Origin of the sequence: Saccharothrix syringae (genome assembly GCF_009498035.1) — a bacterium.
Taxonomy (GTDB): domain Bacteria; phylum Actinomycetota; class Actinomycetes; order Mycobacteriales; family Pseudonocardiaceae; genus Actinosynnema; species Actinosynnema syringae.
This window is the reverse complement of the sequence record NZ_CP034550.1, coordinates 7,324,030-7,348,015: the sequence shown is the minus strand read 5'-3', so window position 1 is coordinate 7,348,015 and position 23,986 is coordinate 7,324,030. Positions and strand designations below refer to the sequence as shown.

19 protein-coding genes are annotated in these 23,986 nt (G+C 74.7%); 11 read left to right on the top strand and 8 right to left on the bottom strand.

Annotated elements, in window-relative coordinates; all coding sequences use genetic code 11:
- The 9 genes from EKG83_RS31045 to EKG83_RS31005 all read left to right on the top strand — a co-directional run bounded on the left by EKG83_RS31045 (position 1) and on the right by EKG83_RS31005 (position 11,002).
- Positions 1 to 2,922: a condensation domain-containing protein gene (locus EKG83_RS31045; protein WP_033432061.1), complete on the top strand. Its 2,922-nt coding sequence runs from the start codon at positions 1 to 3 to the stop codon at positions 2,920 to 2,922.
- Between the two features lie 16 nt (positions 2,923 to 2,938).
- Positions 2,939 to 4,303, top strand: coding sequence for an aminotransferase-like domain-containing protein (locus EKG83_RS31040; RefSeq protein WP_063741362.1), 1,365 nt, complete (start codon positions 2,939 to 2,941; stop codon positions 4,301 to 4,303).
- 85 nt (positions 4,304 to 4,388) lie between these two features.
- Positions 4,389 to 5,795 (top strand): class I adenylate-forming enzyme family protein, encoded by a 1,407-nt coding sequence (locus EKG83_RS31035; protein WP_051766209.1) that lies wholly within the window; start codon positions 4,389 to 4,391, stop codon positions 5,793 to 5,795.
- 7 nt (positions 5,796 to 5,802) lie between these two features.
- Entirely contained in the window at positions 5,803 to 6,078 is a 276-nt protein-coding gene (locus EKG83_RS31030; protein WP_228122283.1) for a hypothetical protein, read from the top strand.
- Entirely contained in the window at positions 6,078 to 7,163 is a 1,086-nt protein-coding gene (gene hppD / locus EKG83_RS31025; protein WP_033432059.1) for a 4-hydroxyphenylpyruvate dioxygenase, read from the top strand. The genes EKG83_RS31030 and hppD overlap by 1 nt, the downstream gene beginning before the upstream one ends.
- Positions 7,160 to 8,068 carry a phytanoyl-CoA dioxygenase family protein gene (locus tag EKG83_RS31020; RefSeq protein ID WP_033432058.1) on the top strand — a complete coding sequence of 303 codons (909 nt, stop codon included), beginning with the start codon at positions 7,160 to 7,162 and terminating at the stop codon, positions 8,066 to 8,068. The genes hppD and EKG83_RS31020 overlap by 4 nt, the downstream gene beginning before the upstream one ends.
- Before the next feature lie 20 nt (positions 8,069 to 8,088).
- Positions 8,089 to 9,075, top strand: coding sequence for a thiamine pyrophosphate-dependent dehydrogenase E1 component subunit alpha (locus tag EKG83_RS31015; protein ID WP_033432134.1), 987 nt, complete (start codon positions 8,089 to 8,091; stop codon positions 9,073 to 9,075).
- On the top strand, positions 9,075 to 10,043 hold the full coding sequence (locus EKG83_RS31010; RefSeq protein ID WP_033432057.1) for an alpha-ketoacid dehydrogenase subunit beta: 969 nt from the start codon (positions 9,075 to 9,077) through the stop codon (positions 10,041 to 10,043). The genes EKG83_RS31015 and EKG83_RS31010 overlap by 1 nt, the downstream gene beginning before the upstream one ends.
- Positions 10,044 to 10,057: 14 nt before the next feature.
- Positions 10,058 to 11,002: an alpha/beta hydrolase gene (locus tag EKG83_RS31005; protein WP_033432133.1), complete on the top strand. Its 945-nt coding sequence runs from the start codon at positions 10,058 to 10,060 to the stop codon at positions 11,000 to 11,002.
- Here EKG83_RS31005 and EKG83_RS31000 read toward each other — a convergent pair.
- Positions 10,986 to 12,068: an alpha-hydroxy acid oxidase gene (locus EKG83_RS31000; protein WP_033432056.1), complete on the bottom strand. Its 1,083-nt coding sequence runs from the start codon at positions 12,066 to 12,068 to the stop codon at positions 10,986 to 10,988. The two genes, EKG83_RS31005 and EKG83_RS31000, sit on opposite strands and share 17 nt — an antisense overlap.
- A gap of 66 nt (positions 12,069 to 12,134) precedes the next feature.
- Positions 12,135 to 13,271, bottom strand: coding sequence for an FAD-dependent monooxygenase (locus EKG83_RS30995; protein WP_033432132.1), 1,137 nt, complete (start codon positions 13,269 to 13,271; stop codon positions 12,135 to 12,137).
- Between the two features lie 97 nt (positions 13,272 to 13,368).
- Between EKG83_RS30995 and EKG83_RS30990 the strand changes: the two genes are divergently transcribed.
- Complete coding sequence (locus EKG83_RS30990; RefSeq protein ID WP_033432055.1) at positions 13,369 to 14,157, top strand: MOSC domain-containing protein; 789 nt, start codon at positions 13,369 to 13,371, stop codon at positions 14,155 to 14,157.
- 27 nt (positions 14,158 to 14,184) lie between these two features.
- On the opposite strand, the gene EKG83_RS49220 is transcribed toward EKG83_RS30990, so the two are convergent.
- Both EKG83_RS49220 and EKG83_RS30980 read right to left on the bottom strand, forming a co-directional pair.
- Positions 14,185 to 17,070, bottom strand: a complete 2,886-nt coding sequence (locus EKG83_RS49220; protein WP_033432054.1) for an ATP-binding protein — start codon at positions 17,068 to 17,070, stop codon at positions 14,185 to 14,187.
- 57 nt (positions 17,071 to 17,127) lie between these two features.
- Positions 17,128 to 18,357, bottom strand: a complete 1,230-nt coding sequence (locus EKG83_RS30980) for a glycosyltransferase (protein ID WP_033432053.1) — start codon at positions 18,355 to 18,357, stop codon at positions 17,128 to 17,130.
- Between the two features lie 288 nt (positions 18,358 to 18,645).
- Between EKG83_RS30980 and EKG83_RS30975 the strand changes: the two genes are divergently transcribed.
- Positions 18,646 to 19,431 carry a S1 family peptidase gene (locus tag EKG83_RS30975; RefSeq protein ID WP_153278559.1) on the top strand — a complete coding sequence of 262 codons (786 nt, stop codon included), beginning with the start codon at positions 18,646 to 18,648 and terminating at the stop codon, positions 19,429 to 19,431.
- 47 nt (positions 19,432 to 19,478) lie between these two features.
- Here the strand turns inward: EKG83_RS30975 and EKG83_RS30970 are convergent, their stop codons facing one another.
- The 4 genes from EKG83_RS30970 to EKG83_RS30955 all read right to left on the bottom strand — a co-directional run bounded on the left by EKG83_RS30970 (position 19,479) and on the right by EKG83_RS30955 (position 23,855).
- Positions 19,479 to 20,414: a GNAT family N-acetyltransferase gene (locus EKG83_RS30970; RefSeq protein ID WP_051766192.1), complete on the bottom strand. Its 936-nt coding sequence runs from the start codon at positions 20,412 to 20,414 to the stop codon at positions 19,479 to 19,481.
- A 74-nt stretch (positions 20,415 to 20,488) separates the two neighbouring features.
- Positions 20,489 to 21,496 (bottom strand): aspartyl/asparaginyl beta-hydroxylase domain-containing protein, encoded by a 1,008-nt coding sequence (locus EKG83_RS30965; RefSeq protein WP_051766191.1) that lies wholly within the window; start codon positions 21,494 to 21,496, stop codon positions 20,489 to 20,491.
- Complete coding sequence (locus tag EKG83_RS30960; RefSeq protein ID WP_051766190.1) at positions 21,493 to 22,785, bottom strand: MFS transporter; 1,293 nt, start codon at positions 22,783 to 22,785, stop codon at positions 21,493 to 21,495. Before EKG83_RS30960 ends, EKG83_RS30965 begins: the two co-directional genes overlap by 4 nt.
- Positions 22,785 to 23,855, bottom strand: coding sequence for a GNAT family N-acetyltransferase (locus EKG83_RS30955; RefSeq protein WP_033432051.1), 1,071 nt, complete (start codon positions 23,853 to 23,855; stop codon positions 22,785 to 22,787). The genes EKG83_RS30960 and EKG83_RS30955 overlap by 1 nt, the downstream gene beginning before the upstream one ends.
- Between the last annotated feature and the right edge of the window lie 131 nt (positions 23,856 to 23,986).

Here is a 23,986-nt window from a genome sequence, read left to right as displayed (position 1 = left end):
GTGCGGTATCCGCTCTCGTTCGCGCAGCAGCAGCTGTGGGACCGCTCCCGGGTCGCGCCGGGCGACCCCGCGGCGCACCTGGCCCGCGCGTGGTGGCTCGAAGGCGTGCTCGACCCCGTCGCCCTGCAACGGGCGGTGGACGTGGTGGTCACGCGGCACCCGGTGCTGCGCTCGACCTTCGACGGGGCCGAGCAGGTCGTCGACGACGCGGGCCGCGTGGTGGTCGACCACGTCGTCGCGGGTGCTCCCGAGGCGGAGGCGGTCGTCGCGGAACTCGCCGCGCGCCCGTTCGACCCGGCGCGCGGTCCGCTGCTGCGCTCGTGCCTGGTGGAGGTGGCCCCGGACCGGTGGCTGTTCGCGCTCGTGGCACACCGGCTCGTGCTCGACGAGGCCGCGCTGGGCGTCCTGCTCGACGAGCTGTCCGCGGCGTACCGGCGCGACGCGGCGTCGCTGCCGGAGCTGTGGATGGATTACGGGGACTTCGCGGTGTGGCAGCGCGAGCGGTTGCGCGGCGCGGAACTGGCGCGTCAGGTGGACCACTGGCGGGAGCCGCTGCGGGGCGCGTCCTTCGGGCTCGCGCTGCCCACCGGAGGGGCCGCCGGGACGGTCACGGCCGTGCTCGACCCGGTGTCGGACGTGGCGGTCCTGACCGGGTACGCGGTGGTGCTGTCGCGGTACGCGCGGCAGTCCGACGTGGTGGTCGGCGTCGTGGTGGACGGCCGCGTCCGGGCGGAGCTGGAGCCGGTCGTGGGTCCGTTCGCCGACGTGGTGCCGGTGCGGCTGTCCGTGGGCGGGACCTTCGCCGAACTGCTCGACCGGGTGCGCGAGGCCACCGAGGACGCCTTGGCGCACGACGAGCTGCCGCTCGCCAAGCTCGCGGAGGAGCTGGGGTTCGACGCCGACCTCACCGCCCGGTTCGACCCCCGGCCTTCGGTGGCCGCGACGGTGGACCTGCCGGGTGCGGTCGTGAGTGGACGGCTTCCGCTTCCCCCGTCGGTCGAAGCCGATGTGGACCTGGGCGTGGGCCGTGACGGCACCCTGGCGCTGCGGTACCGCGCCGACGCGGCGTTCGCCGACCGGCTGCTGTGCTCGCTGGTGACCGTGCTGGAGCACGCCGCACGGGCGCCGGGCACCCCGGTGGCGGAGCTGCCGCTGGGGGAGGGGCCGCTCCCGGTGGGGGCGCCGCCCGTGGAGCTGGACGTCGTGGCGGCGTTGCGCGAGTCGACGGCGACGGTCACCGACCGGGCCGGGGCGGTGCCGGTGCCCGAGGTGTGCGACCGGGCCGCGAGGCTCGCCCGGGTGCTCGTCGAACGCGGGGTGGGGCCGGGTACGCGGGTCGGGGTGTGCGTGGGTCGCGGCGTCGGGCTGCTGACCGCGTTGCTCGGGGTGTGGTGGGCGGGCGGCGCGACGGTCGCGCTGGAACCGGACCTGCCCCTGCGGCGGCTGGAGGTCGTGGCACGCACCGCGGGGCTCGGGCTCGTGGTGGCCGACGACGAGCACGCCGGGCTGGCCGGTTCGATTGCCGGGGACGTGGCGGTGGTCGTGCCGGACGAGGCGGCCGAACCGCGGGAACCCGTGCCGGTGCCCGCGGACGCCGTGGCGTACACGGCTTTCACGTCCACTCCGGACGGGCCCGCCGGTGTGGACGTCACGCGCGGTGCGCTGGCGAACCTGCTCGCCGTGCTGCGCCGGGACCTCGGGCTGAGCGCCGGCGACCGGTTCGCGGCCGTCACCACCACCTCGTTCGACCTGGTCCTGCCGGAACTGCTGCTGCCGGCGGTGTGCGGCGCGGACCTGGTGGTGGTGGCCGCCGACGAGGCCCGGGAGGCGGGTCGGCTCCGGTCGCTGCTGGCGCGGGACGCCGTGACCGCCCTGCACGCGACCCCGGAGACCTGGCGGCTGCTGGTGTCCGGGGGAGGCGTGCCCGAGGGCGTGCGGCTGCGGCTGGGCACCGGGCTGTCGCGGGAACTCGCGGACTCGCTCACCGCTCCGGGCGTCGCGGTGTGGCGCCTCTACGGCCACCCCGAGACGGCGGTGTGGGCGGCGGCCGGGACGGACGGGCTGGTGCCCGTGGACGGCAACCGGGTGCGGGTGCTGGACGAGCGGTCGGTGCCGGTGCCCGTCGGGGCCGTGGGCGAGGTGCACGTGTCGGGCGTCGGGGTGGCCCGGGGCGGGTTCGCGACCGGCGACCTGGGCCGGTGGCGCGAGGACGGGAGCCTCGAACTGCTCGGCCGGACCGACCGGCGGGTCGTGGTGCGCGGTGCCCGGGTCGACTGCGGCGAGGTGGAGGCCGTGCTCCTGGCGCACCGGGCGGTGCGCGGGGCGGCGGTGGTCGGCGTGCCGAGGGACGGCGGGACCGCGCTGGTGGCCTACGTCGTGCCCGACCCGGACGCGCGGGCCGGGACCGACCTGCCCGCGCTGCTGCGGCCCCACCTGTCGGCGGTCCTGCCCGAGCCGGGGGTGCCCGCGCTCGTCGTCGTGCTGCCGGAGCTGCCGCCCACCCGGGCCGGGCTGCCCGAGCCCGACTGGGGTGCCGCGCGGGCGGACCTGGTGCCGCCGCGCGGGCCGGTGGAGGAGGAGATGGCCCGGATCTGGGCCGAGCTGCTGCGCACCACCGAGCCGATCGGGGTGCACGACAACCTGTTCGCCCTCGGCGCCGGGTCGCTGACCGCGATCCGGTTCGCCTCGCGGGTCGCCGACACCTACGGCGTGAACCTGCCCGTGCACCTGCTCGTGGCCACCCCCACGATCGCGGCGTTCGCCGGGATCGTCTCGGCCGAGCTGGGCCAGGCCCCGGCCGAAGACCCGGCCGACGACCCGGCCGACGAGCTGGGGGAGATGTCCGACGAGGAACTGGACGACCTGCTGCGCGCGGTCCTGGCCGCCCGCGACCGCCGACGGAGCACCCGGGGTGACGGTTGATGATTGCGCTCGACCCGTGAAGACCGACGAAATCGCCGACCTGGCCACGAGCGCGCTGTTCGGCGCGCTCGACGATCCGGCGTTGAACTCGATGAATTTCCTGAACGAGGTCGCCCTGCATTACCCGGACGCGATACAACTCGCCGCCGGGCGGCCGACCGAGGAGTTCTTCGACCTGGCCGACGTGCACCGATATCTGCGATTGTTCTGCCGGTACCTGGCCGACGAACTCGGCTACTCCGGGGAACGCGTGCGGCGCACCGTATTGCAGTACGGCCGGACCAAGGGCATCATCCACGAACTCGTCGCGGAGAACCTCCGGCTGGACGAGGGCACCGAGGTCGACCCGGAGTCGGTGGTGGTGACCGCGGGCTGCCAGGAGGCGATGTTCCTCGTCCTGCGCGCCCTGCGGGCCGACGAGCGGGACGTGCTGCTCGCGGTGTCGCCCACCTACGTCGGGCTGACCGGCGCGGCGCGGCTGGTCGACCTGCCGGTGCGGCCGGTGGCGACCGGCGCGCGCGGCATCGACCTGGACGACCTGGTCGCGGTCGTGCGGCGGGAGCGCGCGGCCGGCCGCAGGCCCCGGGCCTGCTACGTCATGCCGGACTTCGCCAACCCGTCCGGCCTGAGCATGGACCTGCCCACCCGGCGCGCGCTGCTGGCCGTCGCCGAGGCCGAGGACCTGCTGCTGATCGAGGACAACCCCTACGGGCTGTTCCACGGCGATGCCGACCGGCTGCCCACGCTCAAGGCGCTGGACACCTCCCGCCGCGTGGTCTACCTGGGCTCGTTCGCCAAGTCCGTGCTGCCCGGCGCGCGGGTCGGCTACGCGGTCGCCGACCAGCGGGTGCGCGACGCCTGCGGCGGTGTCGGGCTGCTGGCCGACCAGCTCTCGAAGATCAAGAGCATGCTGACGGTGAACACCTCGCCGATCGCGCAGGCCGTGGTCGGCGGCCGGTTGCTGGCGAGCGGCTGCCGGCTGGCCGGGGCGAACGCGCGCGAGCGGGAGCTGTACGCCCGCAACCTGCGGCGCGTGCTGGACGGGCTGGCCGAGCGCTTCCCGAGCGCCGCCGACGGCGTCACCTGGACGGCGCCGACCGGCGGGTTCTTCGTCGTGGTCACCGTCCCGTTCCCGGTCGACGACGACCTGCTGGCGCGTTCCGCGCGCGACTACGGCGTGCTGTGGACACCCATGGGGCATTTCTACGACGACGTCACCGCCGTCCGGGCGCTCCGGCTTTCCTTCAGCACCGTTTCTCCCGACCGGATCGACACCGGTCTGGACCGGGTGGCGGCATTGATCAATGACCGCCTCGGTCGACCGGCGGTCGCGGTAATCAACCGCGACCGATTGGCCGATGGTGCGGCGGGTGAGCCGTGACGTACGCTTCGATCCGCTCAATTCGTTGGCGGGTATCGGCTCGGCAACCGTATTTCTCCAGGCGCGGAACCGGGCGGGAGTGCTGATGACCACTGGCCTGGCGGCGACCGGCGGAGCGGTCGCGGGTCCGGAATGGGTGGACGAGGTCCTGCTCCGCGGTGCGGACGGGGACGTGTGCCTGCACGCCGGCGGACCGGTCGACCGGCGCGCGTTGCGGTCGATGGTGGCCGAGCGGCAGGAGCGGTTGACCGCCGCGGGCCTGCGCCCCGGCGGCTCCCTGGCGCTGCGGCTGCCGCCCTCCCTGGCGTACGTGGCGAACCTGCTCGCCGGGTGGCGCGCGGGCGCCCAGGTGGTCCTGCTCGACCACCGCCTCACCCCGTACGAGGTCGACCTCGCGCTGGAGCGGCTGGCACCGCAGGTGGTGGTCGCGCCCGGACGGGTCCGCAGCAACCCCCTGCGGGCCTTCGCCGAGGTCGAGGAAACCGTTGCGCCGCACCCGGGTCGCCCGGCGGCGACGCCGCACGCGGTGATCCAGCTCAGCTCCGGCTCGACCGGACCGTCCAAGGTGATCGGTCGCACCGCCGCCGACCTGGTCGCCGAGATCGACCGGTACACCCGGATCGACGGCGTGCCGCTGCCCGGTGAGCGGATCGTCGTGCTGGCCTCGATGGTGCACGTGCTCGGGCTCGTCGGCGCCCTGCTGTACGGGCTGCACGCCGGCGTGCAGGTCCGGCCGCCGGAACGGCTCACCGGGGACAGCGTGCTGGAGGCGGTGGCGGCCGAGGCCACCCCGGCGACCGTGCTGGGCGTGCCGTTCCACATCGGCCTGCTCGCGTCCGTCGTGGACCCGCCCGCGCTGCCGCAGCTCAAGCGGATGACCACCGGCGGCGAGCTGGTGCCCGCCGCGACCGCGGCCGCGTTCACCGGGAAGTACCGCGTGCCGCTGGGGAACATGTGGGGCATGACCGAGGTCGGCGTGATCGCCACCGACCTGTTCGGCGAGCACCGGCCCGCGCTCACCCCAGCGCCCGGCCTGGAGGTCGTCGAGCGCGGTGGCGAGCTGCTGGTGAGCCGGCCCGAGTCGCCCTACGTCGGCCTGGCCGACCCGACCCGGTGGGCCGACGGCTGGCTGCACACCCGGGACGCGGGCGCGGTCGACCCGAGCACCGGGCTGGTCACCGTCAAGGGGCGGCTGGACTCCCAGATCTCGGTCGGCGGCCTGAAGGTCGACCTGACGGAGGTCGAGGCCACGCTGGGCGGCCTGCCGGGCGTGGTGGCCGCGGTCGTGCTGCACGACGAGGTGGTCACCGCGTACGCGGAGCTGGCCGAGCCCGCCACCGCGGCGACCGTCGAGGCCGGCCTGACCGAGCGGCTGGCCGCCTACAAGCGACCGCGCCGGCTGCACGTGCTGCCCGCGATGCCCCGCACCACCACCGGGAAGCTCGTCCGCGACCCCACGGTGCTGCGCCGGGCCGCGCGGGAGGGGAAGTGATCTCGCGATGAGGGCGGAACCCGCCGAAGAGGAACGGGGTGGCGGTATGGGCCAGGGCGGGACGCCCGGTCGGGACGACATCGTGGCCATCCTGGCCGGCCTGGACGGCAGGTCGGCGGACGACGTGCCCGAGCGGATCGAGTCGATGGAGCTGGCCTGGCTCGTGCACCAGGTCGAGCAGCGCTACGGCGTGCGCGTGGAACTGGACGAGGACCAGTACGGCCGGATGACCACCGTGTCCGGGGCCGCCGACGTGCTGCGGGAAGCGATCGGGACGACCTGATGGACATCTCCGGCATCGACCACATCGAACTGTACGTCGGCGACGCGCGGCAGACGGCGTTCTACCTCTGCACCGCGTTCGGCTTCAAGGTCTGCGGGCAGGGCGGCCCCGAGACCGGCCTGCCCGGCCGCCGCTCCCTGCTGCTGCGGCAGGGCGGCATCCAGGTCGTGCTGACCTCCGGGCTGGTCGCCGACCACCCCGCGACCGAGTACGTGCGCAGGCACGGCGACGGCGTGGCGGTGATCGGCATCGGCGTGGACGACGCCGCGGCCGCCTACCGCACCCTGGTCGGGCGCGGCGCCGAGGCCGTGGCGCCGCCCGCCCAATTCGGCGACGACGACCAGCGGGTCGTGGTCGCCGAGGTCTCCGGCTTCTCCGACGTGACGCACCGGCTGGTGGAGCGGCACGGCCCGGGGCGCGAGTTCCTGCCCGGCGCGATCGAGGTCACCGAGCCCGACCCGCACGGCGACGGCAAACTGCTGCGCACCATCGACCACATCGCGATCTGCGTGCCCGCGGGCGGTCTCGCCCCGACCGCCCGGTACTACGTGGACGTGTTCGGGTTCGAGCAGATCTTCGAGGAGTACGTGGAGGTCGGCGGCCAGGGCATGGACTCCAAGGTGGTGCAGAGCCCGTCGGGGCACGTCACCTTCACCCTGATCGAACCGGACCCCGAGCGCCAGCCGGGCCAGATCGACAACTTCCTGACCTGGCACGCCGGCGCCGGCGTGCAGCACGTCGCGTTCGGCACCGACGACATCGTCAAGGCGGTCACCACGCTGGCCGACCACGGCGTCCGGTTCCTCGGCACGCCGGCGGGCTACTACGACTCCCTGGAGGAGCGGGTCGGGCACCTGGACGCGCCGGTGGACGAGCTGCGCCGGCTCGGCGTGCTGGTCGACCGGGACCACTGGGGGCAGCTGCTCCAGATCTTCACCGAGTCCATGCACGTCCGCCGCACGCTCTTCCTGGAGATCATCGAGCGGCGGGGCGCGCTGACCTTCGGCAGCGGGAACATCAAGGCGTTGTACGAGGCCAAGCGCGGCGAGCTGGCGGACCGGGCGGCCGTGGGGAAGGGGAAGTGACCAGGGTGAACCGGTTCACGCTGACCGAGCAGGAGCGGGCCCTGCTGCCGACCGACGACGACGTGCGGTTCTTCGCCGAGCACGGCTGGTACCTGTCCGGGAAGCTGCTCTCCGACGACGAGGTCGACGAGCTGACCGCGGCGGCCGAGCGGTACTACGAGGGCGAGCGCAGCCGCCTGCTGCCGGCGCGCCCGCCGCGGCTGGCCTACTGGGAGCCGTCCCACGGCGAGGTGCAGCGCCACAACGACTACGTGCACTACGAGAGCGACGCGATCGCCAAGGTGCTGCTCAAGCCGCTGATCGGCGCGGTGGCCGCGCGGTTGGCGCGGGCCGCGGAGATCCGGGTGTTCCAGTCGACCCTGATCCTCAAGCCGCCGGTGGCCGACGAACCGTCCAACGTGGTGCCCTGGCACTTCGACAAGCACTACTGGTCGTCGTCGTCCTCGGAGCGGATGCTCACCGCGTTCATCCCGTTCCACGACTGCGACGAGCGGCTGGGCACCATCACCATGGTCGACGGCAGCCACCGGTGGGAGGAGGTCGGCGGCGACGACAGCACCACCCGGCACTTCGCCGACCGCGAACCCGGGCACCTCGACGACCTGCTGGCCGCCAACGCCGCGCACAACGGCGCCGAGGTCACCAGGGTGCCCATGGTCATCCCGAAGGGGCACATGAGCTTCCACCACTGCCGCACCTACCACGGCAGCGGGCCCAACCGCGCGGACCGGCCGCGCCAGGCCATCTCCCTGCACCTCCAGGACGGCGACAACGCCTACCGCGAGTTCCCGCTGTCCGACGGCAGCCTGGCCTTCTACAACCACGACTCCCTGGTGCGCCGCACCCCGGACGGCAGGCCGGACTACGCCGACCCGGAGTTCTGCCCCACCCTGTGGCGCTCCTGACGGCCGGCGGGACGCGGCGCATGGCGGGCACCCACGGGCCGGACGGCCACGTCGGCCTCTACCGGGTGGTGCGGCTGATCCGCCGGTTCGAGGAGCGGGCGGTCGAGCTGGTGCGCACCGGCGACATCGTCGGCGGCATCCACCCCTGCACCGGGCAGGAGGCCGTCGCCGCCGGGGTGTGCGCCGCGCTGCGCGCCGACGACGTGATCACCAGCACCCACCGCGGGCACGGGCACGTGCTCGCCAAGGGCGCCGACCCGGCCCGGGTGCTCGCGGAGCTGGCCGGTCGCGCCACCGGGCTGAACCGGGGCCGCGGCGGGTCGATGCACGCCGCGGACTTCCGGCTGGGCATCCTCGGCGCGAACGCGATCGTCGGGGCGAACGCGCCGATCACCGTCGGCGCGGCGTGGGCGGCCAAGCGGGCGGGCGCCGACCGGGTGGCGGTGAGCTTCTTCGGCGACGGCGCGGTCAACCAGGGCGTGCTGCTGGAGTCGCTGAACCTCGCCGCGCTGTGGCGGCTGCCGGTGCTGTTCGTCTGCGAGAACAACGGGTACGCCACGACCCTGCCCGTCGCCGACGCGGTGGCCGGCACGATCCCCGGTCGGGGCGAGGCGTTCGGCGTGCCGTCGGTGACGGTGGACGGGATGGACCCGGTGGCCGTGCTGGGGGCGGCGCGGACCGCGGTGGACCGCGCCCGCGCCGGCGGCGGGCCGTCGCTGCTGGAGTGCCTGACCTACCGGTTCGACGCGCACCACACCTGGGAGCACCGGGCCCGGGTCCGCTACCGCGACGACGAGGAGGTCCGCAGTGGACGGTCGCGGGACCCGGTGGAGATCCAGGGTTCCCGGTTGACCGGTGCGGACCGCACCCTGGTCGACGCCGAAATCGAGTCCACATTGGATGCCGCGGTGGCTTTCGCGTTGGGCAGCCCGCACCCGGACCCGGCCGACGCCCTGGAGCACCTGTACGCCGACGGGACCCGCCCCCGGCCGGGGAGTGGTTGCTGATGCCGTGGCTGTCCTACCAGAAGGCGCTCAACCGGGCGCTGGGCGACGAGCTGGCCCGCGACCCGGCGGTGTTCGTGCTCGGCGAGGACGTCCGGGTGGCCGTGTCGCACGTGACCGCGGGCCTGGTCGGCCGGTTCGGGCCCGACCGGGTGCTGGACGCGCCGCTGTCGGAGCAGGCGTTCACCGGCTTCGCCACCGGCGCCGCGCTGGCCGGCCTGCGGCCGGTGGTCGAGTTCCAGGTCCCGTCGCTGCTGTTCCTGGTGTTCGAGCAGATCGTCAACCAGGCGCACAAGTTCTCCCTGATGACCGGCGGCCAGGCCCGCGTGCCGGTGACCTACCTGGTGACCGGCTCGGGCTCGCGGACCGGCTGGGCCGGGCAGCACTCGGACCACCCGTACAGCCTGTTCGCCCACGCCGGGGTCAAGACCGCGGTGCCGGCCACGCCCGCGGACGCCTACGGCCTGCTGGTCACCGCGATCCGGGACGACGACCCGGTGGTGGTGTTCGCGCCGGCGGCGGCGCTCGGCGTGCGCGTCGACGTCGACCACGCCGAACTCGGCCCGGTGCCGCTCGGCGTCGGCCGGGTGCACCGGGCGGGGGAGGACGTCACGGTGGTGGCGGTCGGGCACCTGGTGCACGACGCGCTCGCGGTCGCCGACGAGCTGGCCGACGACGTCTCGGTCGAGGTGTTCGACCCGCGCACGGTGTACCCGTTCGACTGGGAGGGCCTGGCCGCCTCGGTGGCGAAGACCGGTCGCCTGGTCGTGGTGGACGACTCGAACCGCACGTGCGGCATCGGCGCCGAGGTGCTGGCCACCGCGGCCGAGCGGTTCACCCTGCTCGCCCCGCCGGCCAGGGTGACCAGGCCGGACGGCGCGGTGGTCCCGTTCGCCCCGGCGCTCGACCGGGCCGTGCAACCCGACCGCCTCCAGCTGGCGACCGCGGTGCAGAAGGTGTTGAGGCACTGACTATGGAGGCGGACATGCCGCTCGACCCCCAGGTGCGCGCGATGCGCGAGCGCGTGATCGCCGCAGGCACGCCGCCGCTCTACACGCTGTCCGTGGAGGAGGCGCGGGCCGCCGACCTCGCGGCCGTCCGGGCCGCGGCCGGCACGGGCGAGCCGGTGCGCCACGTCACCGACCGCCACGTCCCCGGCCCGGACGGCGACCTGCCGGTCCGCGTCTACCGCCCCACCGACGGCACCGACCCGCTGCCCACCCTGGTCTACCTCTTCGGCGGCGGCTGGGCGCTGGGCAGCGTCGACACCTCCGACGGCATCTGCCGCGCGCTGGCCAACGCCGTGCCGTGCCAGGTGATCACCGTCGGCTACCGCCTGGCGCCCGAGCACCGGTTCCCGGCCGCCGTCCACGACTGCTACGCGGCGGTGTCCTGGATCGCGGCGAACGCCGCGGAGCTGGGCGTCGACCCCGGCCGGCTCGCGATCGCCGGTGACAGCGCGGGCGGCAACCTGGCCGCCGCGGTCACCCTGCTGGCCCGCGAGCGCGGCGGGCCGGCGCTCGTCGCCCAGGTGCTGGTCTACCCCAACACCGACTACCGGGGCGAGACCGGGTCGATGCGCGCCAATGACGACCCGGCGCTGTTCAACAACCGGTCGGTGGCCTGGTACTGGGCCCACTACCTGGCCGACCCGGAGGACGGTCGCAACCCCCTGGTGTCACCGCTGCTGGCCGAGGATCTGAGCGGGCTGCCGCCGGCGCTCGTGATCACCGCCGAGCACGACCCGCTGCGGGACGAGGGCGAGCAGTACGCCGAACGCCTGCGCGAGGCCGGCGTGCCCGTGGTCGCGTCCCGCTACCCGGGCATGGTGCACGGCTTCTTCGCCATGACCGGCGCGCTCGACGCGGCCCACCGGGCGCAGCGCGAGGCGGCCGACTACCTGAGGTCCTGGTTCAACCCCTGGTCCTGAGGCGGCGCGCCGAGGCGAGGTCGGGGCAGCCGGCCAGGCGCAGCGCGGTTTCCAGCTCCTCGCGGAGCAGGTCCAGCACCGTTGCCACGCCCCGCTCGCCGCCCGCGCCCAGCCCCCACAGCACGGGCCTGCCGACCAGCACGGCCGTGGCGCCGAGGGCGAGGGCGCGCAGCACGTCCGCGCCGGTGCGCACGCCGCTGTCCAGCAGCACCGGGCACCGGCCGTCGACCGCGGCCACGACCTCGGGCAGGGCGGTGACGGCGGGAACGGCGCCGTCGAGCTGCCGGCCACCGTGGTTGGAGACGACGATGCCGTCCACGCCGCGGTCGACGGCCTGGTCGGCGTCCTCGGCGTCGAGGACGCCCTTGAGGACGACGGGGAGCGAGGTGTGCTCCCGCAGCCAGTCCAGGTCGCGCCAGCTCAGCGACGGGTCGAACACGGCCGCGGTGTGCCGGGCCAGCACCGAGTCGCCCGGCACGTGCTCGCCGACGTCGCCGTCGACGTTGACCGGTCGGATGCCCGGGGGCAGGGCGAAGCCGTTGCGCAGGTCGCGCAGCCGCCGGCCGAGCAGGGGCACGTCCACGGTGAGCACGACGGCCCGGCAGCCCGCGTCCTCGGCGCGGCGCAGCAGGTCGACGACCGTGCGGCGGTCCCGCAGCCAGTACAGCTGGAACCACGTCGCGCCGGCCGCGCCGGCCACCGCGTCGATCGGTTCGGAGCTGAGGGTGCTGATGACGTAGGGGACGCCGGCCGACCCGGCCGCCCTCGCCGCGGCCCGTTCACCGCCGGGGTGGATCAGCTTCTGGTAGGCCATCGGCGCCACCGCGACCGGCAACGACGACCGCGCGCCGAACAGCTCGCACCCGGTGTCGCAGGCCGAGACGTCCACCAACGCGCGCGGCACCACGGCCACCCGGTCGAGCGCGGCCCGGTTGGCGGCCACGGTGACCTCCTCACCGCTGCCGCCCGCGATGTAGTCCCGCACCTGCGGTGCCAGGCGCGCGGCGGCCAACCGCTCCACGTCGGACACCGACCACACGTCCGGGAGGTTCCCCTCGCCTGCCATGCGCCCCCCATCGCCGCGGTGGTCCCATCACACCACCGGGGCGCGTCGCGCACCAGCGGTCGCCGGTCAGTACTCCGGCAGGTCGATGCGGGTGGCGAACCGGTCGGTGAACCGCATCATCGCGCCGAACAGCGCGCTGTGCTCGAAGACCAGGTTGCGCAACCGGATGCCGAGCCCGGTGCGGGGGGCGAGGAACGGCCCGGCGTTGCCCTTCTTCGCGACCGCCGCGTAGCCGCGGAACAGCTCGGTGTAGCGGCGGAACGCGGTCGTGTGGTCGCCGTCGGCGCGGCGCAGCTCGCCGGCCAGCACGTGGGCGCCGACGATCGCCAAACCGGTGCCGAAGCCGCCGAGGGTGTTGCCGTACGCGGCGTCGCCCAGCAGCACCACGCGGCCCCGCGCGTAGTCGTCCAGGTCGACGCGGCTGATCGAGTCCAGGTGGAAGCCCGTCACGGCCGGCACCGCGGCCAGGATCTCCGGGATGCGCCAGCCGCCGCCCCGGTAGGCGTTGACCAGCAGTTCCTTCTGCGTAGTCACGTCGGCGCGGTGGGGGTGCGGTTCGGGCGAGGCGAAGACGAAGAACGCCTGCGCCTTCGGACCGCCGAGCGCGACCATGCGGCCCGGTTCGTTGTAGACCAGGTGCTCGCCCGCCACGTCCAGGTCGGCCAGGGCGTAGTGGTGGCCGAGGAAGCGGACGTGGTCCTCCTCCGGGCCGAACGCGAGGCGGCGGACGTTCGAGTGGATGCCGTCGGCGCCGACGACCAGGTCGAACGTGCGCGGGGCGCCGTGGGCGAAGGTGACGTGCACGCCGCCGGGGGTGTCGGTGAGGGAGGTGATCCAGTCGCCGAAGACGTACTCGCAGCCCTGCCGGGTGCGGTCGTGCAGGAGTTCGACCAGGTCGCCGCGGCGGATCTCGACGTCGCCACCGGTGAACGCGCCGGGGATCACGGTGAGGGGGCGGCCGTTCGCGTCGACGACGGTCTGGTCGGTGCCGCCGGTCCGGCGGAGGTGGACGTCGTCGAGGATGCCCATCCTGGTCAGGACGGTGCGGTGGGTGGCGCCCTTGAAGTCGACGGCTTGGCCGGTGGTGCGGGGGGCGGGTGCCTTCTCGACGATGGTGGTGGTGGCGCCGTAGCGGGTCAGCCAGAGGGCCAGGGCCGGGCCGGCGATGCCGGCGCCGGAGATGAGGACGGTGGTGTTCTTCATGGTGGTGTTCTTCACGGCGGGGAGGTTCGCCGGGGCGGCCGACACCCCGCTGACAAGTGGCTGACAGGGGTGTCGGTGGTGGCGGTATTTTGGCCGCATGGCAACCGTTCACGCGCTGACGTTCTACCCGATCAAGGGCTGCGCCGGCGTCGCCGTGGAACGGGCCGAGGTCACCCCGACCGGGCTGCTCCACGACCGGCTGTTCGCGCCGGTCGGGCCGGACGGCGGGATCGTCTGGCAGGGCGAGGCGCCGAAACTGGCCGCGGTCCGGGCCCGGGTCCTGCACGACGGCGCGAAGCTGGAGCTGAGCGCACCCGGTGCGGGCGGGCTGGTGGTGGACGTGGTGGTGGACGGGGCGGCCCGGCCGGTCGAGGTGGAGAAGTGGCCGGGGGCCGGCGTCGACCAGGGCGACGAGGCGGCCGAGTGGCTGTCGGAGGCGATCGGCACGCCGGTGCGCCTGGTGCGCGAGCCGGCCCGGGAGAACCGGGCCCGCAGCGGGATCGACCCGACCGCCCTGCACGTGCTGTCGCTGTCCACGCTGGACGACCTGAACGCGCGGATCGCGGAGCGGGGGGCCGCCCGGGTGCCGATGGACCGGTTCCGGCCCAACATCGTGGTCGGCGGCTGGTCGGAGCCGCACACCGAGGACCGGGTGGCGCGGATGGCGGTCGGTGACGTCGAGATCGGTTTCGGCGAGCCGGCCATCCGCTGCGCGGTCACGCTCGTCGACCAGGTGACCGGGGTGCGCGTCGGCCCCGAGCCGCTGCGCACCCTGGCCGACTACCGCCGCGAGACCGAGGGCGTCAGCTTCGGGTTGAAGGCGGCGGTGTTCGGGACCGGGGAGATCGCTGTCGGCGACGAGGTCACCGTCACCGAGTGGCGGTGAGCCGGGCTGTGGTGGTGGCGGTACCGATCAACCGAGCGCGGCCAGCGCCTGTTCACGGCTCTGCCGAGCCCCATCGGCGTAGGCCGCGGCGAAAGCGGCCGGTCCCAGGGCCGCGGTCGCCCTGGCCGCCGCGGCCGACGCCACCGGATCGCCCGCCACCGCCATGCCCCGCAACGCCACCGCCGTCCCCAGCAGGAACGCTGCCCGCTCCGCCGCCACCACCCCGGCCAACCCCTCCACCGCCCCCGCCAACGGCGCGACCATCGGGTACCCCCGGGCCACCGCGACGGCCTCCTCGTGCCGCCCCAACGCGGTCAGGGCGCGCACCCGCCACGGCGTCCCGCCGAAGTCCTCCCGCGCCACGGCCAGAACCCGCGAGCACAGCTCCGGCCCACCGGCAACGGCCCGCCCCAGCAGCACCCCCGGCGACTCCGCCCGCCCGGCCAACCGGTCCAGCTCACCCGCCCGCCGGAGATCCGCCCCGGCACCCGCCACGTCTCCCTGCCGCACCAGGCAGTCCGCCCGCCGGCACAGCACGTCGACGCACTCCTCCAGCGCACCGAACCGCTCGTAGTGCGCCAGCGACTCCGCCCACAGCTCCCCGGCCCGCCCCCACTCACCGCGCCAGCCGGCCACCTCGCCGAGCCAGTCGAGCGCCTGCGCCGCGCCCCAGCGCTCACCGAGCCCGCGGAACACCGCCAGCACCTCCCGCAACTCCTCCTCACCGCGACCGGGCTCCCCGTCCAGCACCCGCAGGATCGCCAGGCTCAACCGGCCGAGTGCCGCGTTCCACGGGTCGGCGTCGAGCAGCGGACCCCCCGACCGCCGGGGACCGGTGGTCATGCCCCACAGCGCGATCACGAACGGGTACCGCACCGGCCCGGTGAGCCCGCGCACGACCTCGCCCGCCCGCACCCAGTGCGCCGCCTCCGCCGGGGCCGCGTGCACCACGCAGGCCACGTACTCCTCGTCGCACCCCGGCGGCACGTCCCGGTCGAGCAGCGCGGCGGCCGCCTCGCGCGCCTGGCCGTGCCGACCGGACAGCCACCAGTACGCGGTCAGCGCCGCCACCAGCCGGTACCCGGTCGCCGGGTCGGCGTCGACGGACCAGCGCAGCGCGGCCACCAGGTTCTCGTGCTCGGCCCCGAGCACCGCGAGCCAGTCGAGCTGCTCCGCGCGCCGCAGGTGCGGGTCGGCCCGCCGGGCGAGCGCCAGGTGGTACCGGGCGTGCGCGCGGCGCGCGTCGTCGGCGTCCTCCAGGTGTTCGGCGCAGAACAACCGGATCGTGTCGAGCATCCGGTAGCGGTGGCCGTCGACGAGGAGCAGCGACCGGTCGACCAGGTCGGCGAGCACGTCCTCGGTCCCGCACACCGCCTCGGCCGCGGCCGGTGGGGCGCCGCCCGCGAACACCGAGAACCGGGCCGCGGCCGACCGCTCGCCCGGGGTGAGCAGGTCCCAGCTCCACGCGACGACGGCGCGCAGCGTCCGGTGCCGGGCGGCCGCGGTGCGGTCGCCGCGCGAGAGCAGCCGGAACGGACCGTGCTCGGCCAGTCGCGCGGCCAGCTCGCCCACCGTGAACTGGCGCAGCCGCGCCGCGGCCAGCTCGATGGCGAGCGGCAGCCCGTCGACCGCCGCGCAGATCGCGGCTACGGCCTCGCGGTCGTCCGCCGTGACCGCGAAGCCGGGGCGGACGGCGGCGGCGCGGTCGGCGAACAGGCGCACCGCGTCCGCCGGGTCGTCGAGCGGGGCGAGGGGGAGCAGCACCTCGCCGGTGAGGCCGAGCGGTTCCCGGCTCGTGGCGAGCACGGTCAGCGCCGGGCACTCGGCCAGCAGCACCCGGACCAGCGCGGCGACCGCGCCACCGACCCGCTCGCAGTTGTCGAGCACCAGCAGGGCGGGCCGGTCGAGCGCGGCGACGAGCCGCCGGACCGGGTCGCCGGCGGTCGGCGCGAACCCGGTCTCCCGCAGGCCGAGCGCGCCGAGCAGCGCGTGCGGCACGAGGGCGCCGTCGTCGACGGGGGACAGGTCGACGAAGCACGCCTCGTCCACCGCCTCGACGGCCAGCCGGGTCTTGCCCGTACCACCGGGACCGACGATCGTCACCAACCGCCGGTCCCGCAGCCCGGCGAGCCGGTCCAGCTCGGCCGCGCGGCCGACGAAGCTGGTCAGCTGGGCGGGCGGCCGGGCCGGGCGGGGCGCCTGGTCGGCCCGCAGGACCGCGAGGTGGACGGCGGACAGCTCGGGCGAGGGGTCGGCGCCCAGCTCGTCCGCGAGCAACCGGCGGACGTCGGAGAACTCCGCCAGCGCCTCGGCCTGCCGACCGGCCGCGTGCAGCGCCCGCATCAGCAGGCCGCGCAGCCGCTCCCGCAGCGGGTGGGCGGCGACCAGCGCCCGCAGCTCCGCGACCGGCGCGCCACCCGGCAACGCCGACTCGGCGTCGTGCAAATCCTCCAGGGCGGTGAGCCGCAGCTCCTCCAGCCGGGCGGCCCGGGCGGCGCCGTGCGGCAGGTCGACCAGCGCGGGACCGCGCCACAGGTCGACCGCCTCCCGCAGCACGCCCACGGCCCGGTCGTGCGCACCGGCCGCGAGCAGCCGGCGGCCGTCGGCGGCCAGTCGCTCGAAGCGGAGCGCGTCCACGTCGTCGGGGTCGACGACCAGCCGGTAGCCGCCGCCCTCGAACACCACCCCGCCCACGGCCCTGCGCAGGCGGGACACGTGGGCCTGCACGGCACCGGCCGCGTCGGCGGGCGGGGTGTCGCCGTACTGGGCCGCGACGATCGAGTCGGTCCCGACCACGCGGTTGGCGTTCAGGGCGAGCAGCACCAGCAGGGCGCGGGGCCGGGGACCGCCGACGGCGACCGGCGCGCCGTCGTCGGCGCGCACCTCCAGGGGCCCCAGGATGCCGATCCGCACAGCGGAATTGTCCCTGCCGCAGCGCACGCCCAGCAGCGGCACCCGGGCCCGCGGCGTTCAGTCGCGGGTGGACACCGCGGACCCCTCCCGGCCGACCAGGTCGACCAGCAGCTCCGCCGCCACCTCCGCCCCATCCCCCCGGAGCTCACCGGCCACGGCGGCCGCCCGCGCCCGGGTCCCCGGGGCCAGGGCGGTGTCGAGCGCGGCCGACAGCGACCCGGCGGTCGGCACCGGCCCGTCGTGCGCCGCGCCGATGCCCAGCCCGGCCACCCGACCCGCCCAGTACGGCTGGTCCGCGAGCTGCGGCACCACCACCTGCGGCGCACCGGCCCGCGCGGCGGTCGTCGTCGTGCCCGCGCCACCGTGGTGCACGACGGCGGCCACCCGGCGGAACAGCGCCTGGTGGTTGACCTCGCCCACGACGAAGCAGCCGTCCAGGTCCTCGCCCAGGTCCGCCCAGCCCCGGGCCACGACCACGCGGTACCCCCGCGCCCGGACCGCCGAGACGACCGCGTCGGCGACGCCCTCCCGCACCCTCATGCTGCCGAAGCCCACGTACACCGGCGGCGCGCCGTCGTCCAGGAAAGCCTCCAGCTCCACCGGCAGGGGCCGTTCGTCGGGCAGGACCCAGGCGCCGGTCTGCACGACCTCGAAGTCCGCCGGTCCCCGCCACGGGTCCAGCGCCGGGTCCGTCGCCAGCCACGGCCGGTCGCCGACGACGTGGTCGCGGACGTCCGCCACCGGCGGCAGGCCGACCGACGCCCGGTTCGCGTTCAGCGCCTCGCCGAACAGCTCGTTGACGTACCGCGCGTCCAGGTCCCACAGCGCCCGGTTGTCGGTCACCCCGGGCGGGAGGGGGCGACCCGGGTACGCCAGCGGCGCGTGGTGCGGCGACGGCAGGGTGAGCTGCTGGAAGGTCACCGACACCGAGGGGATGCCCAGCAGCTCGGCCACCGACCGGGCTCCCGCCGCGGCCGGCAGCGCGCCGGTCGCCACCACCGCGTCGCACCCCTCGGCCGCCGGGGGGATCGCCTCGAACTGCGAGGCGATCAGCATGGCCGCGCGCTCGGGCAGGGACGTCGGCGGCGGTGCCGAGGTGGCCAGGGCGCGTGCCGACGGGCCGACCGGCACCAGCGGCACGCCGACACCGGCCAGCCGCTGCCCGAACTCCTCGTCCGGCGGCGCGCAGACCCGCACCTCCGCGTCCAGCGCCCGCAACCGCACCGCGAGCGCCACCAGCGGTTCGACGTCACCGCGGGACCCGTACGTCGACAACAACACGCGCACTACGCGACTCCATGTTTTCGCAGGTCTTGGCTTCGAGCGGGAAGTGTGCGGCACGACCGGGGGCTTGCCGCAAGATCCCCCGTGCGCTATAAGTTGAGAGTGGGAAGGAGCCGGTGGGCTCCTTTTTTCGCATTCCGGGCGGGTCGTCGAACGCCCCGGGAGCCGGCGCCAAGCCCTGAGAGCCCCGGGAGACCGCTCAACGCGACCGTGGTGGGTACGCGCGCGATCACCGCCGGGAACCGGCGGTCCGACGCGCGCCCGCCCTGCCCACACGACCGGGAGGTCTTGATGCGTTCACTCGTCCGCCGCTCGTCGGCGGTGGTGGCTGCCGCCGCCCTCGCCTGCGGCCTGCTCGCGCCACCCGCCCAGGCCATCCACGACGGGTACGACGCGCCGTTCCAGCACTTCCGCTTCATGGTCTCGCTGAGGTTCGCCGAGGCGCCCGCGGAGCACTTCTGCGGTGGCACGCTGATCGCCCCCGACGTGGTGCTGACCGCCGCCCACTGCGTCGCCGGGATACCCGAGGGCGGCCTGGTGGCCGTGGTCGGCACCGACACCGACCGCTGGGACCGGGCCCGCCCGGTGCCGGTCGTCGCGCACCGCGTGCCCGCCGAGTTCGACCTGTCGGTCGACAACCGGGCCGACATCGCCGTCGTCCGGCTGGCGTCCCGCCAGCACTCGCCAACGGTCCGGCTCGCGCACCGCGAACCGCGGCCGGGGGAGCGGGTGGTGACCGCCGGGTGGGGGTACACGGACGCGCCGCCCGGCTACGGCACCGCGCCCGACTCGCTGCGGGCGGCCGGGCTGGTCGTCGACCGGGACGGCGCGTGCGGGACCGACGTCATGTGGAACCCGCCGTCCTACGGCCCCACGTCGATCTGCGCCGCGGGCGGGCCGGTGGTGAACTACGGCGACTCGGGCGGCCCGCTGCTGGTCCGGGCCGAGCACGGCGGGTACCGGCAGGTCGGCGTGGTGTCGCTGTTCTCCGACGTGCCCGGCAAGCGGTACGCGGCGTTCACCTCGGTCGCCGTGCAGTCCAGGTGGGTCGACCAGGCGGTGCGGTCGTTGAGGTAGGCGGTCGCGCGGGCCTTCCCCCTGCACGGGGAAGGCCCGCACCCGTTTCAGGGGACCAGGATGACGCCGGTGTCCACGGCGAACGGCGCGTCGTAGGCGGACCGCTCGACGGTCGGGTCGGCGGTCACCGAGTCCAGGCGCAGCGGCGTGTCCGCGGTGATCACCCGGGTGTTCGCGTCGACCTGGTAGGAGATCATCAACGACGGGTCGGTCAGCCGCTCCAGGCTCACCACGCGGGTCGCCTCGTCCGGGTCGTCCATCGAGCCGAACAGCCTGGAGGGCACCGGGGTGAAGCGCAGACCGCTCTTGAACGCGAACAGGCCCGGCTTGGTCATGTGGCCGTACAGGGCGGGGTCGGACCCCAGCGAGATCTCCCGGTGGCCCATCTCCCGCGCCGCCTCGAACACGCGCATGTAGAGCGCGCGCACCAGGCCCTGCTGCCGGCCGCCCGGCGCCGTGGTGGCGAACCGGATCACCACCGTGGAGATGTCCCGGCGGATGCGGCACACGCACGAGCCGACCAGCCCGTCGGGCGCGTACGCCTGCACCGCGAAGTAGTCCTCGCCCTGGTCCAGGATCTCGTCGCGCTCCATGCTGGCGTACGGCACGCCGTGCCGCATGGCCGCGACCTGTGGTTCGTACAGGCCCAGGAACTCGTCGAAGGACGGCGCGTCCAGCGGCGTGACCACCTTGAGCCGGACGCCCTGCTCGGCGGCGGCCTTCTGGCCCGCGCGCACGTGGTAGCGCTCCTTGCGGGGCAGCCGGGTCAGGAACTCCGCCTCGGACGGGCCGACCGGGGCGGTCCAGGTGATCCACGCCGGCTGCACGCGGAAGCCGGCGGCGGTCAGCGGCGCCCAGGACACCGGCGGCGGGTCCACGACCTTGACCAGGTCCAGGCCGGGCGTGCCGCGCCAGTCGCCGGCCAGCGCCTCGTCGACGGTGATCAGGCCGGCCCTCAGGCCGAGCGCGACCGCGACCTCCATGCGTGCCTCCTAGACATGCGGGTCCCACCGGGCGGCTCGTGGCCGCCCGGTGGGGGTCGAGGGGTGGGGTGGCGTCAGACCGCGGGGGCGCCGACCACCGCGGGCACGTCCAGGCGCTGCTCCCGCGTGCCCTGGCGGGTGCGCAGGACCACGGTCGCGCGGTCGCCGCCCGGCAGGACCTGCACGGTGCGCTCGTCGGTCCAGCCGGAGAAGCGGAACTCGCCGTCGCCCACGTGGACCAGGCCGAACCGCGGCTCGCCCGAGACGGCGAGCACGAGCCGGTCGCCGTCGATGCGCACGCTCGCCGGCAGGTGCTCCTGGGGCTTGGTGAACTCGCCCTCCGCCTCCTCGAAGTCCAGGAAGGACAGCGGGACCTCGAACTCGCACTGGTGGCGGGCCAGGTCGTCGCAGGGCACCGCGGGGCGGTTGAACAGCACCTCGTCGGCGTCGAGCGCCTCCAGGAACTCCGCCGGGAACAGCGACAGCACCTCGGGGGTGAGCGTGGTGTCGATGACCATGTGGACCCGCTTGCGGGTGCCGGTGTTCTCCACCTGGTGCAGCCGGCAGAAGTCGCCGAACCAGAACGTGCCCGGCTCCCACACGTGCACGTCGCCGTCCATCAGCAGGGTGGCGCCGGGGTTGGTGACCAGCGGCACGTGCAGGCGCAGGTTGCCCCACGGGAAACCGATCTTGGTGTCGAAGTGCAGCTCGCTCTGGGCGCCCGGGCCCAGCGCCAGCAGCCGCACGCAGCGCAGCGGCGCCGGGATCGACGCCAGGACCTCGGCCAGGTAGGGGGCCTCGGCCAGCCACTTGGTGTCGGCGAAGTCGTCCAGGCCCGCGCCGCCGGGGTCGGTGCGCAGCTCGCTGCCCGTCGGGCTGCGCAGCGGCAGCGCGCGCCAGTCGAAGTCGGCCTCCTCGGCCGGGCCGTCGGTCTCGAACGTCTGCTGCAACGCCCACTGGTGGCCGTCGAGCGTCTTGAGGTCCGCGAGCAGCCGCTGGAGGTCGAACGTGGGCAGCAGCCTGACCGCGGACGGGTGGGAGCCGACGTGGGCTTCGCAGAGTCGGTAGGGAGGGGTCGTCATGGTGTTGGTTGTCTCCTGTCTTTCGCTTCTCCCGCCACGGCGTTCGCGGTCGGTACCAGCTCGGGCCCGGCGGTCGCCCCCCGCCTGCCGCCCGGCGGGAAGCGCCCCGCCGCGAGGGCCAGCACGGCGAGCAGGAGGCCGCTCATCGCGCCCAGCAGCACGAACGACATCCGGCCGGTCGTCTCGTACAGCACGACGCCGACGAGGGGACCGACGATGTTGCCGACGTCCGAGATGAACCCGAACACCCCGAATGCCTTGCCCTGGCTGCCCGCCGCCGACTTCAGCTCGACGATGCCGCGCCGCGCGCTCAGGAACAGCGCCGCGTAGCCGCCCATGAACACCACGAAGCACGCCGCGACCGGCAGCACGCCCGCGTTGATCGTGATCCCGGCGAGGCCGACGCCGGCGAGCGCGAGGCCGATCCGGATCATGGTGACGAGCCGCAGCCGCTCGGCGTAGCGGCCGAGCACCCACATGGCCAGCCCGGAGGTGGCCAGGCCCGCGACGAACACGACGGAGATGGCGGACCGGGCCGAGCTGTCCTGCTCCGTGCTCAGGTACAGCGGCAGCACGGGTTCGAGCGAGGAGTAGATGAAGGCGGTGAACATGTCCAGCCCGCCCAGCACGAGCACCCACGTCCACCAGCTGCGCGCGGGCTTCGCCGAGGCGTCCGCGACCGGCCCGCCCGCCGACCCGGTCGGTTCCGGCTCCGCCGCGACCGGGTCGGGCCGGGCCGCCGGGATGGCCTTGAGCAGGCCGAACGCCGTGGCCGCGGTGATCGCGGCGCCCAGCACGAACAACGCCTCCAGGCCCAGCGGCGTGGCCACGCCCGCGATCAGCGGCCCGAGCAGGAACCCGGCCACCGCGGCGGAGCCGAAGTTGCCCATCATCCGGCTGGTCGAGATCTCGTAGTGCCTGCACAGCGACGCCATGCCCGCGTAGAGCGCGGGGGACACGAGCCCTTCGCCCACGCCCCACAGCGCCCGCCCGGCGAGCATCGTCGCCGAGTCGCCGGCGAACGCGGTGACCACGATGCCCGCGGCGGCGATCAGCAGCGACACGAAGGCGACGTTCTTGGCGTCCCACCGGTCGACCCACCAGCCGCCGACCGGCTGGAAGAGCGTCTTGGTCGCCGCGAACAGCGCGAACATCAGCGCGATGACGGTGGGCCCCGCGCCCACCCGTTCCTCCAGGTCGGGTACGAAGGGGATCAGCACGGTGTACGACGCGTTGACGCTGATCACGGCGATCAGCAGCAGCGCGGCGCGGCGCTGGCCCGGCCCCATCAGGTGCCCTCGATGTAGGCGGACAGCACGCCGTGCATGCCTTCGAGCGCCGCGGCCAGGTCGGGTCGCGGGTGCGGGGCGTACACGAGCGCCCAGAGGTCGGTGCCGGTCAATCCGTGCTTCTCCTTGAACCTGTAGTTGTCGCGGCCCCACTCGATCCGGCGCATGCCGTTGTCGTAGGCCCACTGCGTGCCGCGGTACATCAGGGCGATGTACGTGCTCAGCTCCTTGAGGCCCGCGTACTCGACGCCGCCGCACATGTAGGTGACCTCGTCGCCGTGGCGGAACGCGAAGAAGGCGCCGACCAGCCGGCCGTCGACCTCGGCGGCGAGCATCATGCCGCCGGGCACGGTCAGCATGGAGTTCAGCGAGTCCTCGCTGAACAGCGCGGGCCAGTCGTTCTTGTCGCTGGTGTCCACGGTGAGCGGGTAGGCGTGGCGGACCAGCGAGTGCGCCTCCGGCCCCTCGACCATGCGCACGGTCAGCCCGCGCTCCTCGGACCGGCGCAGCCGCCGCTCCACGTCCCGCTTGATCTTGTTCGGGAGCCTGGCCACCAGGTGCTCCTCGAAGCTGCCGACCACGTCGACGCTGTAGGTGCGCTCCAGCAGCACCCGGCCGACGGGCGGGCCGGCCACCCGCAGCCAGTCCTCGACGCCCTCGCCGGTCAGGTTGGGCACGACGAGCACCTCGGCGTCACCGGTCCCGATCCACTCCATGGCGGTCGCGTGCGCGCCCCGGACCAGCTCGGCGGGGACGTGACCGCGCTTGGTGTACATGGAGTAGGGCGACCCCGCGAACACGATGGGGTTGCCGAACCGGCCGACCAGGTCGCACTGGACCTCGTAGCCGTGCCAGAACGGCGACGAGGTGGTCTCGTAGAGCGGCACGACCGACACCCCGCCGGCCAGCTCCGCGCTGATGTAGGTGTGGCGCGTGCGTTGCTCGATGCTGTTGGTCTCCCACGTCCGCAGCCAGCCCGCGGAGTCGTAAAGGCTGCTGGGGACCACCTGCTCCGGCAGTCGATCGGACCGCAACCAGCCCGTCCCCTGGCCGGTATGTGTGACAGTCATGCCGCACACCTCCCTGCTCAGGAAGCTATGCAGGGCCGCTCTCACCTCGGTCTCAGATCATTATCGGGATATTTCACGCAATTTTTGAGAGATGGCTGATACGGGGTGCGGTTAGCGTGATTCCGGTGGAA